The organism is [Erwinia] mediterraneensis, assembly GCF_900604315.1.
Classification (GTDB): domain Bacteria; phylum Pseudomonadota; class Gammaproteobacteria; order Enterobacterales; family Enterobacteriaceae; genus Pantoea; species Pantoea mediterraneensis_A.
This window is the reverse complement of the sequence record NZ_LR026981.1, coordinates 38,772-54,486: the sequence shown is the minus strand read 5'-3', so window position 1 is coordinate 54,486 and position 15,715 is coordinate 38,772. Positions and strand designations below refer to the sequence as shown.

Sequence of the window (15,715 nt, the reverse complement as noted above, 5' to 3'; positions counted from 1 at the left end):
CTGATGAAACAGATGAAATATGCACTGTTACTGGTGATGCTGTTTTTACTGACCGGCTGTGACAAGCCGGTCATTCTGCATACCGGTATTAATGAAAGTGATGCCAATGAAATGCTGTCAGAGCTTTCAAAGTACCACATCGATGCCCGCAAACAGATAGACAAAAATGGCGTAGCGGTGCTGGTTAATCAAAACGATCTCGATCGCTCAGTACAGATCCTGAATGCCAGAGGACTGCCGCATCGCGCGCGTACCAACATGGGCGAGGTCTTCCAGAAGAACGGCATTATTTCCAGCCCGATGGAAGAGCGTGCGCGCTATATTTATGCGCTGTCGCAGGAAGTGGAGTCGACGCTGGCCCAGATTGATGGCGTTGTCGTTGCCCGGGTACACGTGGTGTTGCCGGAGCGCGTGGCGCCGGGCGAGCCGGTTCAGCCTGCGTCTGCCGCCGTGTTTATTAAATATCTGAGTTCGCTGGATCCGGACAGTATCGAACCGCGTATCCGCCGTCTGGTGACCACCAGTATTCCCGGCCTTAACGGCAAAGGGCCTGACGCTGTCTCAGTGGTCTTTGTGCCGGGAGAAGCCTACCAGGATCGGCGCGAGTTTGTCACGCTGGGACCTTTTATCCTGACGACAGACGAGTACGGCACGGTAAAAACCCTGTTTTTCACTCTGTCGGGGCTGTTATTGCTGCTGGTGCCGCTTTTCCTGATGCGCGGAAAATTACTCTCTGCGTTGCCTTCCCGCAAAGCCGCCGCGCTGAACGGATCGCGTGAGTCCTGATGCTGACGCAGAGCCTCACGGCGGTTGACGGGCTGCGCTGGTGGAGTGGTGACTTTATCGAGGTCGTGCATCCCGACTGGCATACTTTGCCCTTTTTCACGCTGGAGGCTGAAAGCCGGCGTGCGCTGTTGCGCGCCGATCCGCCAGCCCTGTTACCTTTGCTGGAAGTCACACTGATCGCGCCGGAAGAGCTGCCTGACTGGTTAGCGGCGTGGCTGGCGTTACCGGAAGCACGCCGTCAGCTGGCCCTCTGGTTAGCACTGGCGGTGATTACCCCTGCTCAGGCCCCGGTACTACCCACGGCGTCACTCAAACTCTGGTGCCAGCGTCTGCATAAAGCGCTGCGTCCGTCACAGTGGGCAGGCGGGGAATATCCCGTTCCCGAAGCGCTGCTGCGACGGAGCCTGACACCCGGCTGCTGGCAGCGGATCCGTCTGTTGCTGCCCGCAGCGGCTGTCGAACAGGCGGAAATGCATGCGCTGCCGCTGTTACCAACCGAAAAATGCAACCTGTTATGGCAGGCCGTGATCTGGCAGGCCTGTCGGGAGGAGAGCCAGAATGTGGATACAGAAACGCCTGACGCTGGCTGATCCCGCGTTACTGGCCGGTGAAACGGTGGTTACGCGCGATGTTCTGGCGCGTCAACGCGAGGCGCGAGATTGTCTGGCAGAGGCCCGGCAGCAGGCGGAACATCTGGTGGAGCAGGCCCGGGAGCAGGCGGGGCTGATCCTTGCACAGGCGCAACAGCAGGCCACGCAGCTGCTGGAACAGGCCCGGCACCAGGCACAGCTCAGCGCAGAAGACGTGCGCGCGCAGGCGGAAGCGGCGTTTATCGCGGAAAGTCAGCATTTTTTTGACCAGTGGCAGCAGCAACAGCAACGGCAGCAGCATTCGGTTGAGGCGGAGTGTGATGCCTTATTACAGGCGGTGCTGAGTCAGCTGCTGGGCGAGTGTCCGCCATCAACACAAATCCGGGCGCTGTTACGCCAGCTGCAACAGGCAACGCCGCCCGGCGAAGCGTGTCGGCTCTGCGCGCCCGCCTCGCTGCTGGATGAACTGCAACAGATGTCGCTGCCCTGGCCGCTGGAGCAGGATGACACGTTGCCCGCAGATGCGCTCTGTTTGCGTGCCGACTCCGGTGAAATGCGCATCCGCTGGCACACGCTGCGTCAGCAATGTATGACGCTGTTAACAGAATAATTCGCTGCTGCGCGGAACCGCTTTCCCCGTCAGGTTACGTAGTTTCTGAGTGGTTAACCATGAGGAAACAAAGATGAGTATGACAAACCTGGCGAACCTGCAGCAGCGTCTGACAGATAACTTCGCTGAAAAATACAACGAAGCCTTTTCCAATACGCTCCGGCGACAATCGCAAAACGGAATGGTCACCCCCCAGGATATGTATGCCTTTCAGATGGACATGCTGGCGATGAATACCGCCAGTCAGATGTCCAGTCAGGCATCCAACATTAATTCTGGTATCAGTAAAGCCATTATCAACGCGATTAACTGAGCCCGTGCAGGAAGCCCGTGGCTTCCTGCTTCTGTCATCACCCGCAGGATTATCCTCTTGTCTGAGGTTAACAAAAGGAAGAAGACGTGTATTCAGTCAAACACGCTGCCGCTGTCGCTGTCTCCCTGGTATTAAGCGGCGCGCTGACCATATTTTCTGCTCAGGCGCGTACGCCGGAGGAGTGGAAAGACGGGGCGTATGCTTATTCTGCCCAGGACACCAGCCTTGAGACGGTATTAAACGATTTTGCCAACAGCCATGCCGTGCAGCTGCGGATGGGGGAAATGACCGGCGCTGAAAGGGTATCAGGGCGGCTGCGCTCCAGCAGCGCCGAGGCGTTTCTTAACCGACTGGCGCTGGAGCACCGTTTTCAGTGGTTTGTGTATAACAACACGCTGTATGTCAGCCCAATGTCGAAGCAGGAATCACGCCGTCTGAAGCTCAGTAAAGATGGTGCCAGCGGCCTGAAGCAGGCACTGGAAGGGATCGGGTTGCTGGAGCCGCGTTTCGGCTGGGGAGAAATCCCTGAACAGGACGCAGTACTGGTAACCGGTCCGGCAGAATATGTTTCTCTGATCAGTCAGTTCAGCGAAAACGAAAAGCAGAATAAAGCTGATAAAGAGCTGATGGTCTTTCCACTGAAATATGCCTCCGTCTCTGACCGACAAATTCGTTACCGGGACAAAACTTTGCTGGTGCCGGGCGTCACGACCATTCTGAATGAACTGCTGGGGCAGCAGAACCCTAAATCGGCCAGCGGCGTGCAGCAGCAGGAAAGCAGTAACGGCAATCCCATGATGGACAGCTTTATGGAGCAGAACGACAGTATTCTGGCCGATTTGGCCCGACGCACCATGAAGCCAAACTCGGGTTTGCTGAAAGAAGAGTCTGACGATTTCAAACCCATGGTATCGGCAGATGTGCGTAATAACGTGCTGCTGATCCGCGACGATCCTGCCCGGCGCAATGTCTATCAGGCGCTGATTTCACAGATTGATATCCCGAACAAACTAATTGAAATCAACGCGCTGATTGTTGACGTGGACCGCAGTGAACTCTCCCGTCTCTCCGCCAATCTGCTCGGCAGCTTTGGTAATGTAACCGCCGGTTCCTCCATGCTGGGCGGCAGCAGTACGCTTTTTGTCACGGATTTCCAGCGCTTTTTTGGTCAGATTCAGGCGCTGGAAGGAAAGGGGAATGCGTCGGTTATCGCCAACCCCTCGGTACTGACGCTGGAAAACCAGCCCGCGGTGCTCGACTTCAGTGAAACGGCGTATTTGCAAAGCATCGGCGAACGTGTCGCCGAAGTCACACCGATCACTGCCGGTACTACGCTGCAGGTGGTGCCGCGCGCCCTGACAAACAAAGATCGGGTCTCTATCCAGCTTACCGTTGATGTGGAAGACGGCAAGCTGAGCCGCGATCTGGAGGGCGAACCAGAGGGCACGCGCCAGGCGAAAGTGAGCACCCAGGCACTGGTAGAAGAGAAAAATACCCTGGTGATGGGGGGCTTCAGCTCGCGTGAAACCGGCGATCGCGTGCGCCGTATTCCGATACTCGGCAGCATTCCCTTTATCGGCAAGTTCTTCTCCTCCACCAGTCAGGTCACTTCCAATCGTGAGCGGTTGTTTATTATTTCGCCTCATCTGATTGGCGATCAGGTTGACCCCTCACGCTATGTGGATCCGGAATTCCGCGGTCAGATTGCCGATTCGGTGCAGGAGATGCAGCGCCGTCAAAAATTCAGCGCCATGAAGGGGCCGCTGGAACGGGCGATGCGCGATCTGGCGCAGAACCAGGTGCCGCAAGGTTTCAGCTCCGGTGGTGAGGGGCGCGGCCTGATCAACCTGTGTGGCATCGCGCCCGGCCTGACGGTCGATGCCAGCCGTAATCAGTGGTACAGCAAGGGAGCGCTGCAGATCAGCGTCGGTGTCATCCGCAATGTCACGGCAAAACCGCAGCGGTTTGATGAGTCGCTCTGCCGTGGCGGCGGGGTACTGGCCGTTGCTGCCTGGCCCACCACCCAGCTGGCACCCGGGCAGTCTGCTGAAGTGTATGTGGCGTACGAGATCCATGCGGGTCTGCGCCGTAGTCGTCAGTCTCTGCTGACCCCATAAGGAGACAGAATGAAGTCACGCTTACTGGTTTTTCTGTTACTGGTTCTCACCCTGAGCGGGTGCGCCGGACAGATGAGAGGGGGGTGCCAGGATGTCAGTTGTCGACCGTTATCCGATTACAAAAAACTGACTATCTGGTGGCCAGAAGATATGCGTAACAGCGATGACGATTATACCCGCGTCGCCATGTATTAAATTCGCCGGAATGGTGTCCGGTACTCTTAACTAACCTGAGGAGTCTACATTATGCTGCCATTAGCCTCGAAAGCCCTGACCCTGACCAATAGTCCCGTCGGGAATCTGTTACATAGCAATATCCTGGGATCGCCTACGCCGTTAAAAAGTCTCGCCAATGAGGTGAAAGATAACCTGATTGATAAGCTGGCGAACGCGATCCTGCAACAACTGTTAGGGGGGAATCAAAATCAGCAGTCTGGCCCCGGCAGTTTTGGCGGAGGAAATAACGTCAATGGTCCGGGCGGTTTTGGTGGCTCAAATGGCCTTAACGGTCTGGGCAATTTCGATGGCGCAAATGGTCCTAATGGACTGGGCAATGCGCAGGGCGGTGCGGGTCCCTTCCAGAGCGGTAATCTGCTGGATCAGCTGATTTCCCAGGTTCTTTCCCAGTTAATTGGTGACTCATTGATGAAACAGCTGCAGCAGGGGCTGACCGATCCACAGAACCAGAATGCTTTTAATCAGGGGGCCACGCAGGGACTGGGTAGTCCGCAGCCGGGTGGTCAGTCGATGCCCGGATCGTTCAATTCACCAACCGACTTCACCCAGGCGGGCAATGCGGTAGGCAATGCGGTGGGGAATGCCATGGGGAACCAGGCGCTGCAAAATGCTGGCGCGGCGATGGATGCCCTGCGCGAAGTGAATCCGGCAGATGCCAAAGGCAAAAGTTATCACACCTTTGATCGCGGCGACATGCCAGCGGCGACAGAGGTGTGTAAGTTTATGGATGCTCATCCGGAGATTTTTGGTAAATCCGATCAGGCTAACTTTGAGAAAGACATCAAAGACGGACGTCTGAATGACAATGTCATCGATAAGTTTATGCAGGCGAAAAACATGCTGCAGGATGCCATCTCCGGTACGCCGAATCCGGCTTTCCAGGACCCATCCGTGCTGCGTGACGCTCAGAGTTTTGCCGGACAGATCGGAAAAAATGCCGTTGAGAACCCGCCGGTTGTTGCCCCAGATGTGCCTGCCGACAAGCATTTCCTGCTTGCACAGGCGTAAGGGAGCTTTCAGATATCGCCCGGCGGGACAACCACGCCGGGCTTTTTTATGCGGTGAGAGGCGACTAAGTCTCCGTCGGAATTATAGATGTACAGATTCTGATTAAATAAATGAACGAGAGGTGTTCAGCGCTGTAACGGGGATAACGACAGCCGGACTCTGCCATAACATAACCCACGCTATGGCAGAGAAGATGAAAACCAGTTGCAGCCTGTTTCAGTAGGGTTAGCTGCAAAGCTGGCATTATCTACCGTCTGTGCTGAAACGCTTTACGCATTGCCAGGATAAGAAATCGCGCCGCTCATCAATTTGTTTTGAATTAAATTCGAGCGGATTGACGCGGATGATTGAGCCTCAGGGGTGACCGGAACCGGACGCGGGGAAGAGGTATCTTCCGGGGTGTGAGTCGTCTCCGAACCTTGCACCTCTCTTGGGGTGCGACCGGTAAACTGGTTATATTTATCTACGATCTTCATATCGCCCAGCTGACCGAGCATACCGCCTGCCATTTGCAGGCGATAACTGACTCCCCCGAACAAAAGGTTTGTTGTTTTTGCCACCAGTTCTTTTTGCAGATCCGTATCGACACCATAACCAAAAATGCGTGACAGATTTGAGTTCAATGCTAAGCCGCCCCCTAATCCTGCAGTTTGCGCCAGATTCTCAAGCTTAAAGTTATTACCCACACCTCTCAGCATATTGTATGGGTTAATGGATTTACCAAGTTCTATCGCACGGTTAGCGCCATTAGTGAATACCTGCTGCGTTATTTTGGTATCTTTTAACGCCTGATACTGTTTTTGCCACTCACCATCTTTCAGCCCCAGGAGATATTGAGGACCGCTAAAGACACTATTTTTATTGACAAGATAATCTCCGACCCCCCCAGCCAATACCGTCAACCCGGCATCAATAGCTTTTTTAGCTGTTTCGTTAGGGATGAACGATGCGCCGATATTAATCAGATTACGCGCATCAAAACCTGATGGCCCATAAGCAAACTTCTTTAATGTCTCGTGGCTATTTTTGCTTTCTAAATAGTCTTTCACTTCAGACATCAGATTCTCTTTATCTCCCGCCAACCATGTGACATCTTTTCCGGTCGATTCCAGAAGTTTATCGCCCCAGGCTTTTAATACCCAGGCAGTTACGCCTCCCGTATCACCAGCATGTTCTTCCAGGCCAAATCTGGCTGCAAGCGCGGTATTCACAAAACCTGATGCAGCAAAGGGTATAGCTCCCAGAGATCCTTTAGCAAATACACTGATATCGTCCAGCCATGCTCCTTTTGACATCACCTCGGCAATACTGTCTGCGGTTTCTCCCATGATGGTCAGCGCTTCAGCCCGATCCTGAATCAACTTATTCATCTGCGGATGCGCTTCAACATCCGGTGATCCAAAATATTCCGCTAATTTCGTCTCGACTCGGGCCTGATTTGAAGCTCGTCCGCTTAATACATTACCCTCAGTAACTTTTTGTTGGCCTGAATTAATGAGCTGCTCAGCCTGCAGTTTTAAATTTTGTCCTTTTTTAATAGAAGCCTTACCTTTCGCTTCGCGCTGTTGTAACAAGACCTCTGCGTTGGTGATCTGCTCGGTGACTTCCTCTATCTTATGCTCCGATATCTTTCCTTTTCTGTCGCTTGTGAGCACTTCTAATTGTTCTTTTAACTCATTCCGATGCCTTTGCACTGAGGCTAATAAAGCTTCTCCCGTTTCAATCAGTCTTCTGCCTTCGCTGTCAAGCCTCACGCCTTCCTGAATCTGCTCGTTTCCCTCCGATCGCATCGTGTCCCCGCGATTCCGCAACACTTCCTCACGTGATACAGACACCCTATCGTGTGGTATGACGGTCACAGGAACCATTTCGGTCGCAGTATTTGCTGCCGGTTGATGTTCCTCTTCCGGAGCCAGGGAGAGCATAGAAGCCGCATGACTGTGGGATAACGGGTTAGGACTGGAGATGCTACTCATTGTAAGATTCCTCTGTATACATTAACCGCTCCTCTGGCTTGATATCGACTAACCGCTGTCCGACTCAATGCGCCATTGCCGCAAGGATGCTATTACTCACCCTGGCGGCAGGAGAAAATTAAAAAATGAATGTCACTGAATAAGTGACAGCAGAAGAGGTTTAGTTGCCTGGATAAATGAGATCGATCTCACAAAAAGGGACGGTGTTTCAGGTAAACGGACAGTCAGTACAGGAAGTAAGGCACGGCGCCATCAGACTCTCTGAACCAGAAAGGGGAAGAACCGATGGCCAGGATCCCGGGGAAAGGGGTTCTCGACTGCGATTGCCCACAGGGGGGACCGTCCCGGCGGCCACCCCTGCGATATAATTAAAACCAGGCTTCCCACATGGCGCCAACGTTAAATGAATCGAGACGGGTATCTTCATTACTGCCATTAACGCGCGCAGTGTGCTCGTTATCCACCTCGCCGCCGGTGACGTAGAAGCGCAGCATCGGACGGAACTCGGGGCCCATGCCGATGGAGATGTTCTGCGACAGGGTCAGCTTCCAGCCTTTGTTTTCGCCGCCGTTATCATAATCCACCAGCTGATAACCCGCCTCCAGCCAGGTGGAGTGAACGTCATTCCAGAAATACATGGGGCGAACAATCGCGCCATAGTTGGTGCGGTTATCGGTATCCACCGAGCTGTTATCATAATCATGCCAGGCCAACAGATATTCGACCTGCGCCTGCGGGGTAAATTTATGGCTGCCTTCAAAACTCAGGTAGACTGAACTCAGATCGTCGCTCTTGTTAAACACGCTGTTATCGGAGTTATGGGAGTAGCGGGCAATGACTTTATTGACGCCGCTGTCATTGCTGTGGCTGAGCACCGCGCCACCCTGCCAGGCTTTCAGGCGATCGTCGCCATCCACCGCTTTGGAGTCAAAGCCATAGTTGGCGTACAGCTCCAGATCCAGTGGGCCAACCTGCATACCGTGAATTTTTGACGTCAGCGCGTAGTTACCTTTGTCACCGGTTCCTGAGCCGCCGGTACAGGTGATACGTGACGGGTTGGATTCATCGGACATCACTTCCGGGCTACAGGATTCGACTGCTGCCACGACAGCAACGTCAAAGGCTACGCCGCCGATGTCAAAGTTTCTGACCCCGGCGCCCTGACCGTCGTGGTTCATCCAGAAATAGTCGTTGATGCCCTGTTGTGGACGCTGGTGGAAATCACGTCCGGCCCAGAAGTAGGCGTTCGGGTTGGATTCCAGCAGATTGGTCACCCCGGCGTAGGCTTTTTTCAGGTTCACCTCATCGCCCCAGTGATCAAACATCACGTTAACATCCCAGATAGCGCCGTTATCGCCCTTAAAGGCTTTAGAAAGCTGGAACTCACCGCCATTGCTTTCATTGCCGAGACGACCAATGGCGGATGCGCCGTTGTAAGAGCCATCTACCGCCACATATTTCTGGTCAGCGCCCTGATAATGCGCACCATAACGGGCATAGCCGCTGAAATTAATGCCGAAAGGAATCGCCATATCTGGTGATTGCGCGGTGCTTTCCGGCTCGGTAATCACATCCGCTTTTTGATTAACGGCAGCATCAATTTTGGCCTGACGCTCAGCCAGCGCTTTATCTACCGCTCTGGCTACGATTTCATCAATTTGTTGCTGAGTGAATTCCTGTGCGAGCACAGAAGCCGGGCAAAGAGCGGCAATAACCGCCATTGCTAATGGAAGTTTATTTAACGTATTCATGGTTATCTCAATAATTAAGTTACTTTTTTCAGCTAATAACCATCACGTTCTGGTCTGACAATAAATGCCGCCATCACCAAAACAAGCTGAATTTATATTTTATCTGCCGCCAGTTAATGACGCGCTTATCGTGTCACTGTTGGCGCCCCAGAGGTATTGCATTATTAACGCTGATAAAGATGAATAATCTCCTCAGTTAATTCACGCGCCAGTAATGAAGTCATTAAATGATCCTGGGCATGCACCATAATTAACGTCATCGGCTGGCGTGCCTCGCCGGCATCCTGTTCAATCAGTTTGGTCTGCATATGGTGCGCCTGACGGGCATAACCATCCGCTTCCTTCAGCAGACGCGTCGCCAGGTCGAAGTCACTCTGACGTGCCGCCTGCAGCGCTTCAAAACAGAGGCTGCGCGACTGGCCCGCATTCACGATAATTTCCATTACTGCGTCTTCTAATGCGATCATCATTTACTCACTCTTTATCAAAGCCATTATGCGCGGCGGTAGCGGCAAACCATTCGCCACTCTTTTTAATGGTGCGTTTCTGGGTCGTTAAATCCAGTTGTACAAAGCCATAACGGTTTTTATAGCCGTTGCACCATGACCAGTTATCAATAAATGTCCACATGTGATAACCCAGACAATTACAACCTTCACTGATACCTTTATGCAGCCATTTAAGATGCTCAGCGACAAAGTCGATGCGGTAATCATCTTTAATCTGGCCGTTCTCAATAAAACGCTGCTCGTTTTCGACGCCCATACCATTTTCAGAAATAAAACAGCGTGGGTTGCCGTAATTCACACGCAGATTAGTGAGGATGTCGTAAATGCCGGGCTCATAAATTTCCCAGCCGCGGTAAGGGTTCATTTTACGGCCGGGCATTTCGTAATGATCAAATAACCATTCCGGCATAAAGGGCGCATCAGGGTTCACCGCGCTGCCGCGGCATTTTACGCGACGGGGCTGATAATAATTGATGCCGAGTAAATCGATTTTTCCTGCCGCAATCAGTGCTTTATCCTCAGGCTGACAGAGCGGGAGCTGGGCATATTTCTCCAGTAGCGCCACTAAATCTGCCGGATATTCGCCGCGTAAGACCGGATCCAGGAAGCTGCGGTTAAACAGCAGGTCGGCATGATGCGCCGCCGTCAGGTCAGCCGGATGCTGTGAACGGGGATAGGAAGGCGTCAGGTTAAGCACAATGCCTATCTCGCCCTCATACTGACCCGCCCGCCAGCCGCGCACCGCAGAAGCATGCGCCAGCACCGTGTGATACGCCACTGTCGCGGCGCGTTTGAAATCCACTACGTTCGGATAGTGGAAGTCGTACAGATATCCCCCCTCTACCGGTACGATGGGTTCATTAAAGGTGAACCAGTGCTTCACCCGATCGCCAAACAGTTCAAAGCAGACCTGGGCATAATCACTGAAGGCCTGTACCACTTCGCGGTTTTCCCAGCCGCCTTTTTCCTGCATGACGCGCGGCATGTCGAAGTGAAACAGGGTGATAAAGGGCGTAATGCCCTGCGCCAGCAGTTCATCGATCACCTGGTTATAGAAGGTGACCGCCTCCAGGTTAACCGCTCCGGTTCCTTCCGGGATCAGCCGTGACCAGCTAAGCGAGGTACGAAAGCTGTTGTGGTTCAGTTGCTTCAGCAGCGCAATATCATCGCGCCAGTGGCGATAAAAGGTAGAGGTATCATCAGGGCCGATGCCCTGATGAAAGCGCCACGGCTGCTCGGCATACCACAGGTCCCAGGTGGTCTGACTTTTACCGCCGAGCTGGCTCGCGCCTTCCGTCTGCAAGGCAGAGCTGGCACTTCCCCACCAGAAGTTATCGGGAAACTGATATTTCATCGACTTTTCTCTTGTTAGTTACTGACAGGCTGCGTTACCGGGGCATTAGCCTGCGCTTTTTGCTCTTCGGTTTTCAGCAGGGAACGTTCATAAGCGCGCAGGAACGGCAGGTACATCAGTGCCGACATCACCATGCAGATAATGCACATCACCACCGGGCTCAGCGTCCAGTTAGCGGCCCAGGAGGCACCGATAGGCGCGGGGGTAGTCCAGGGCGTCAGGGAAACGACCTGGGTCAGCCAGCCCAGTTTGGTGGCGGTCCAGGCCAGTATCGCATTGACCGTCGGTACAAAAATAAAGGGGATGAACAGCAACGGGTTCATGATAATGGGCGCACCAAACAGGATCGGCTCATTGATATTAAAAAAGCTGGGTACAACCCCCATTTTGCCAATGGTACGCAGGTGGGTAACGCGACTGCGTAACAGCAGGAAAGCCAGCGGCAGGGTGGAGCCGACACCACCAATCAACAGGTAGTGATCCCAGAAGCCCTGCAGATAAACATGGGGCAGGGCAGTACCGGCTGCCAGCGCCGCCTGGTTAGCGGAAAGGTTGGCCATCCAGAACGGATTCATGATGCCGGTTACAATCAGCGCACCATGGATACCGGCAAACCAGAAAATCTGACACAGCAGGACCGAAAGCAGAATGGCTGGCAGCGAATCTGATGCGGAAACCAACGGCTCCAGCAGATGCATAATCGCCTGGGGCAGGATCATACCGGCCTGCGCTTCGATAAACAGGTTCAGCGGATGCAGCGTACCGATAATCACCAGCACCGGGATCAGGATCTCAAACGAGCGTGCCACGCCAGTCGGTACTTCTTTTGGCAGACGGATGGTGATCTTGTTCTGTTTCAGCCAGGCGTAGATGCGGGTGGAATAGATGGAGGTGATCAGCGCTGTAAAAATCCCCTGCCCGGAAAGATACTGCGTAGAGATTTTGCCGTCCGCATACGGGGCAGCCACCAGTAAAAATGCCATAAAGGCCAGCAGACCTGACATAACCGGATCAAGGTTAAACTGACGGCCCAGGCTGGCGCCTATTCCCACTGAGATAAAGAAGGTCATTACCCCCATACTCAGATTGAAGGGCAGCATCAGCTGTTCACGATATGCCTCTGAAAAATCCAGCCAGCCGCGCGCAAAACTGTTGGTGGTTTCCGCCGCAAAAGGAGGGAAGATAAATACCAGCATAAACGAGCCGATAATCATGAAAGGCAGTGCCGCCGTAAAGCCGTCGCGTATGGCGATCACGTACTTCTGCTGCCCCAGACGCCCGGCGAGCGGCGTAATGGTTTGTTCAATAACAGTAACCATGGACTGATATAACGAACTCATAATGACACCTTTTTATTGTGCCGCTTCAATCAGCGACAGAGCATAATCAAGCACCTTATCACCACGTTGCATTCCATAGTCCATCATATCAATGGGTTGTACCGGAATGCCGTGCGCGGCAGCCTTTTCTGACAGCGTGTTTAACATGTACTTCACCTGAGGACCGAGCAGCACCACCTGATAGTGTGGAAACTGTGTGTCAAATTCGGCAACACCAAACGCCTCAATCTGCACCGGGAGACCGCGTTCCTCAGCGGCATCTGACATCTTTCGCACCAGCATGCTGGTGGACATTCCTGCGGAACAACACAACATAATCTTGTACATTGAGACCCACCTTAAGATGTAAGCAAAGTTTTCCAGGCTGATTGGATATCATGAGGAAACCGATTTCCATAAATGAAAAAAAGAAGTGTGATAGCGTTCAATATTTCCTTCGTATATGGCGGAATTACGCGATTCAGGTCACGTATTTGGTGGGGTTGACGCTTTTCTGGCGCACAAATGGAAATTCGGTTTCCATAAAAAACGGAAACGGATATACTTCGAAAGGTGAAAATTTAAGCTGAATCAGTATCAGGGATTACAGGGAGAGACCCTGTCAGGGGTAAATAATGGCAACTATCAACGATGTATCACGTTTAGCTGGGGTGTCCAAAGCCACAGTCTCGCGAGTGTTGAGCGGCTCACGCGGTGTAAAAGAAGCCAGCCGGCAAGCGGTACTCAAGGCGGTTGAAGAGCTAAATTATCGTCCCAATGTTATTGCCCAGTCGCTGCTCAGCCAGACAACCGGCTGCATTGGGGTCATTTGCGCGCAGGACAACATTAACCAGACCACAGGTTATCTTTACGCACTGGAAAAACATCTCAGCCAACATCAGAAACATCTGTTGTTGCGCTTCGCCAACACGAAAAGCGGCGTGATGAGTGCGCTGGAAGAATTAAGCTACGGGCTGTGCGACGATGTACTGATTATTGGCGCCCGCTTTCCGTTGAACATCACCCAGGATAACGTGATCCTGGTGGACTGTATGGAGAGTGAGAATGAGTATGCCAACAGCATCCGGTTCGACCACGCCTTTGCCGCCGAAACGGCCTGTAACTACCTTATCAGTCAGAAACGACGCCATATCGGCCTGATTCATCCCTATGGAAACCGTTTTGCCGAACAGGTTTTACTGGGCTACAAACATGCGCTGGAAAAGAACTTTTTGCCCTTTAACCGCAATCTGGTGTTTATCGACTCAACTTCCCCATCGGTTGCCTTGCAGGAACTGATGAATAACGCCAAAACGCTTAACCTGAATGCGTTACTGGTGGCGGATGAGCAAGAGGCGCAGCGGGTAATCCCGCAACTGCAGGCATTCAATAAATCCGTTCCGGATGACATTATGGTTTTCAGTCTGGCGGGATCGCTGCATTTACCGGGTGTACCTACCATTCCGGCCATTGAGTATTCGCTGGATATGATGGCGGCCCGGGTGGCCAGCTGGCTGAGCGAGAAAACGCAAAACGTGCTGGGCTCCTGCGTGTTGCGCGGCGATCTCTTTATCCCGGAAATGCGCAAGCGCTGAGCATACAGCCACTGAGCAATCACGATGCAGGTGAAGCTGCCCTCGTGATTGCTGCCTGTGAGGCTGGATATCATTACCCGTGATGATTTAACAAAATGATTTCTCAGCCTGGCTGAAGCTTTATCATTCACCTGATATAACCAGTCCGTTTGTCGCTATGCGCTTTTATTGCATGACCTTCGCCGACTGCCTTTCATTATTTTTCGACTCATGTCGGGAACTGCTGTTGCCCCGGGAACACTCAGGTTATTCACTTTAACCTTATGGAGAAACTCATGTTCCCGGAACTCCCTGGCATCTCATCTCAGATCAAAAGTAGCGAGCCCCACTCAGTGAAGTTGTGGGAAGCCATGCCGGGTCGGCATCGTGGCGAAACTGTTCAGGTTTCGCCCGTTCAGATGAGTGAGTTAAAAACGGCTCAGAACGTCATCGATCTCGTCAAAGAGACACTGACAGGAGGAACGGGGAATCAGAAAACAGACTATATTCTGACCCGGGGGGAGAGTTATCAGCGTGCTGTTGCCGCTCGTCACGTGCGTGACAAAGACTTCCAGGGGGATAATCAGGCTATTGTTAAATCAGCCTTAGCCGCACTGGGAGGCACTTGTGGTGAACAGTCGGCTCTGGCCATGGCGTATTTATCTATGATGGACCTGAAGCGCCCCATTTATACTTACGCGGCAGCTAACCACCCTGATCACCAGTTTAATGTCATTGGTGATTTGCGTGAGCCGCGTCAGGCCGTCATTGTCGATTCATGGCCGGTTTTTGCCCGGGCGCATCTGGCAGATAATGCTCAGTTCCAACCGGACAGCCAGCGGATACTGGACGTTCATATGCCGTCTTCGGTGCCTAAAATGGCAGAGGAGGCATTCGGTGAGGTTGTACCGCTCAGCAATGAACGTATATTGCATATTAATCAGCAACATCAGACACCTGCTTATAACGAAGTGCTGGAAAGTCCGGAAAGAATCAGACTGCAGGGGCGTATGCATGCCATCCGCAACCTGGGTGTCCGTTATCAGAATCGGGATAATGAGGCGGAAATACTGGATAATATTGTCGATCGCGCTTTCTACGAACGACACGCACTGGCTATGCAGCAAGCTCGCCCCCTTTTCCCTGACGGGGAGGATCACTGATGATAACTTCCCGTGCATTTGATCAGCTGATGCAGCCGCTTTTACGCTACCTGAACGTCAGCGCACCCATGCTGTCAGAAAACCAGGGCATCAATATCGATTTTGAATATGCAAGTATCCGGTTCACCCCCCTGAGTCGGGATGAACTGTTAATCGTTGCGAGTCTGGGGTGTCTGCCAGCGGAATATGATAATGGGCTGGCCTGGCGGCTGCTGAGTCAAAATAGTTTTGACCAGCCAGCTCCCGCGATTACCCTGTCAGTTCAGGGAGATGAAAAAACGGTGTTGCTGTGGAGTCGTGAACGCTTTGTGAATCTGGATGGCAATACGCTGATTACCCTGTTTGAACGTTTGGTCGATCAGATAAACGAGACGATAAGGGTAATTTCCCTGCGCTGAACCTGTTTTT

16 protein-coding genes are annotated in these 15,715 nt (G+C 52.9%); 10 read left to right on the top strand and 6 right to left on the bottom strand.

Annotated features, from left to right (window positions below):
• The first annotated feature begins 3 nt into the window (after nucleotides 1-3).
• The 7 genes from sctJ to E0E17_RS19920 all read left to right on the top strand — a co-directional run bounded on the left by sctJ (nucleotide 4) and on the right by E0E17_RS19920 (nucleotide 5,661).
• On the top strand, nucleotides 4-786 hold the full coding sequence (gene sctJ, locus E0E17_RS19950; RefSeq protein ID WP_130835913.1) for a type III secretion system inner membrane ring lipoprotein SctJ: 783 nt from the start codon (nucleotides 4-6) through the stop codon (nucleotides 784-786).
• Nucleotides 786-1,376 carry a hypothetical protein gene (locus E0E17_RS19945; protein WP_130835912.1) on the top strand — a complete coding sequence of 197 codons (591 nt, stop codon included), beginning with the start codon at nucleotides 786-788 and terminating at the stop codon, nucleotides 1,374-1,376. Before sctJ ends, E0E17_RS19945 begins: the two co-directional genes overlap by 1 nt.
• Nucleotides 1,345-1,986: an HrpE/YscL family type III secretion apparatus protein gene (locus E0E17_RS19940; protein WP_130835911.1), complete on the top strand. Its 642-nt coding sequence runs from the start codon at nucleotides 1,345-1,347 to the stop codon at nucleotides 1,984-1,986. Before E0E17_RS19945 ends, E0E17_RS19940 begins: the two co-directional genes overlap by 32 nt.
• A 73-nt stretch (nucleotides 1,987-2,059) precedes the next feature.
• Nucleotides 2,060-2,299 (top strand): hypothetical protein, encoded by a 240-nt coding sequence (locus E0E17_RS19935; protein ID WP_130835910.1) that lies wholly within the window; start codon nucleotides 2,060-2,062, stop codon nucleotides 2,297-2,299.
• 86 nt (nucleotides 2,300-2,385) lie between these two features.
• Nucleotides 2,386-4,416, top strand: coding sequence for a type III secretion system outer membrane ring subunit SctC (sctC, locus tag E0E17_RS19930; protein ID WP_130835909.1), 2,031 nt, complete (start codon nucleotides 2,386-2,388; stop codon nucleotides 4,414-4,416).
• A gap of 9 nt (nucleotides 4,417-4,425) precedes the next feature.
• Complete coding sequence (gene hrpT, locus E0E17_RS19925) at nucleotides 4,426-4,611, top strand: HrpT family type III secretion system protein (RefSeq protein ID WP_130835908.1); 186 nt, start codon at nucleotides 4,426-4,428, stop codon at nucleotides 4,609-4,611.
• A gap of 51 nt (nucleotides 4,612-4,662) precedes the next feature.
• Entirely contained in the window at nucleotides 4,663-5,661 is a 999-nt protein-coding gene (locus E0E17_RS19920; protein WP_130835907.1) for a hypothetical protein, read from the top strand.
• Between the two features lie 269 nt (nucleotides 5,662-5,930).
• On the opposite strand, the gene E0E17_RS19915 is transcribed toward E0E17_RS19920, so the two are convergent.
• The 6 genes from E0E17_RS19915 to E0E17_RS19890 form a co-directional block, all read right to left on the bottom strand.
• Nucleotides 5,931-7,637: a serine--tRNA ligase gene (locus E0E17_RS19915; RefSeq protein WP_130835906.1), complete on the bottom strand. Its 1,707-nt coding sequence runs from the start codon at nucleotides 7,635-7,637 to the stop codon at nucleotides 5,931-5,933.
• A gap of 368 nt (nucleotides 7,638-8,005) precedes the next feature.
• Nucleotides 8,006-9,388: a carbohydrate porin gene (locus E0E17_RS19910; protein ID WP_130835905.1), complete on the bottom strand. Its 1,383-nt coding sequence runs from the start codon at nucleotides 9,386-9,388 to the stop codon at nucleotides 8,006-8,008.
• Nucleotides 9,389-9,552: 164 nt separating this feature from the next.
• Nucleotides 9,553-9,855 carry a PTS lactose/cellobiose transporter subunit IIA gene (locus tag E0E17_RS19905; RefSeq protein WP_130835953.1) on the bottom strand — a complete coding sequence of 101 codons (303 nt, stop codon included), beginning with the start codon at nucleotides 9,853-9,855 and terminating at the stop codon, nucleotides 9,553-9,555.
• Nucleotides 9,856-9,862: 7 nt separating this feature from the next.
• Nucleotides 9,863-11,251 (bottom strand): glycoside hydrolase family 1 protein, encoded by a 1,389-nt coding sequence (locus E0E17_RS19900; protein ID WP_130835904.1) that lies wholly within the window; start codon nucleotides 11,249-11,251, stop codon nucleotides 9,863-9,865.
• Between the two features lie 14 nt (nucleotides 11,252-11,265).
• Entirely contained in the window at nucleotides 11,266-12,591 is a 1,326-nt protein-coding gene (locus tag E0E17_RS19895) for a PTS sugar transporter subunit IIC (protein ID WP_130835903.1), read from the bottom strand.
• Between the two features lie 12 nt (nucleotides 12,592-12,603).
• The gene (locus E0E17_RS19890) at nucleotides 12,604-12,918 is read right to left on the bottom strand and encodes a PTS sugar transporter subunit IIB (RefSeq protein WP_130835902.1); all 315 of its coding nucleotides are present in this window, start codon (nucleotides 12,916-12,918) and stop codon (nucleotides 12,604-12,606) included.
• Between the two features lie 287 nt (nucleotides 12,919-13,205).
• On the opposite strand from E0E17_RS19890, the gene E0E17_RS19885 reads away from it, so the two are divergent.
• The 3 genes from E0E17_RS19885 (at nucleotide 13,206) to E0E17_RS19875 (ending at nucleotide 15,705) form a co-directional block, all read left to right on the top strand.
• Entirely contained in the window at nucleotides 13,206-14,165 is a 960-nt protein-coding gene (locus tag E0E17_RS19885) for a LacI family DNA-binding transcriptional regulator (protein WP_130835901.1), read from the top strand.
• 275 nt (nucleotides 14,166-14,440) lie between these two features.
• A complete protein-coding gene (locus tag E0E17_RS19880; protein ID WP_130835900.1) occupies nucleotides 14,441-15,307 on the top strand; it encodes a hypothetical protein in 867 nt (288 codons plus the stop codon).
• Nucleotides 15,307-15,705: a CesT family type III secretion system chaperone gene (locus tag E0E17_RS19875; protein WP_130835899.1), complete on the top strand. Its 399-nt coding sequence runs from the start codon at nucleotides 15,307-15,309 to the stop codon at nucleotides 15,703-15,705. The genes E0E17_RS19880 and E0E17_RS19875 overlap by 1 nt, the downstream gene beginning before the upstream one ends.
• Nucleotides 15,706-15,715: the final 10 nt, after the last annotated feature.

Bases quoted from the DNA above. Each gene is read 5' to 3' on its own strand.
- sctJ (WP_130835913.1), top strand. From the start codon at position 4: ATGAAACAGATGAAATATGCACTGTTACTGGTGATGCTGTTTTTACTG.
- E0E17_RS19945 (WP_130835912.1), top strand. From the start codon at position 786: ATGCTGACGCAGAGCCTCACGGCGGTTGACGGGCTGCGCTGGTGGAGT.
- E0E17_RS19940 (WP_130835911.1), top strand. From the start codon at position 1,345: ATGTGGATACAGAAACGCCTGACGCTGGCTGATCCCGCGTTACTGGCC.
- E0E17_RS19935 (WP_130835910.1), top strand. From the start codon at position 2,060: ATGAGTATGACAAACCTGGCGAACCTGCAGCAGCGTCTGACAGATAAC.
- hrpT (WP_130835908.1), top strand. From the start codon at position 4,426: ATGAAGTCACGCTTACTGGTTTTTCTGTTACTGGTTCTCACCCTGAGC.
- E0E17_RS19920 (WP_130835907.1), top strand. From the start codon at position 4,663: ATGCTGCCATTAGCCTCGAAAGCCCTGACCCTGACCAATAGTCCCGTC.
- E0E17_RS19915 (WP_130835906.1), bottom strand. From the start codon at position 7,637: ATGAGTAGCATCTCCAGTCCTAACCCGTTATCCCACAGTCATGCGGCT.
- E0E17_RS19910 (WP_130835905.1), bottom strand. From the start codon at position 9,388: ATGAATACGTTAAATAAACTTCCATTAGCAATGGCGGTTATTGCCGCT.
- E0E17_RS19905 (WP_130835953.1), bottom strand. From the start codon at position 9,855: ATGATCGCATTAGAAGACGCAGTAATGGAAATTATCGTGAATGCGGGC.
- E0E17_RS19900 (WP_130835904.1), bottom strand. From the start codon at position 11,251: ATGAAATATCAGTTTCCCGATAACTTCTGGTGGGGAAGTGCCAGCTCT.
- E0E17_RS19895 (WP_130835903.1), bottom strand. From the start codon at position 12,591: ATGAGTTCGTTATATCAGTCCATGGTTACTGTTATTGAACAAACCATT.
- E0E17_RS19890 (WP_130835902.1), bottom strand. From the start codon at position 12,918: ATGTACAAGATTATGTTGTGTTGTTCCGCAGGAATGTCCACCAGCATG.
- E0E17_RS19885 (WP_130835901.1), top strand. From the start codon at position 13,206: ATGGCAACTATCAACGATGTATCACGTTTAGCTGGGGTGTCCAAAGCC.
- E0E17_RS19880 (WP_130835900.1), top strand. From the start codon at position 14,441: ATGTTCCCGGAACTCCCTGGCATCTCATCTCAGATCAAAAGTAGCGAG.
- E0E17_RS19875 (WP_130835899.1), top strand. From the start codon at position 15,307: ATGATAACTTCCCGTGCATTTGATCAGCTGATGCAGCCGCTTTTACGC.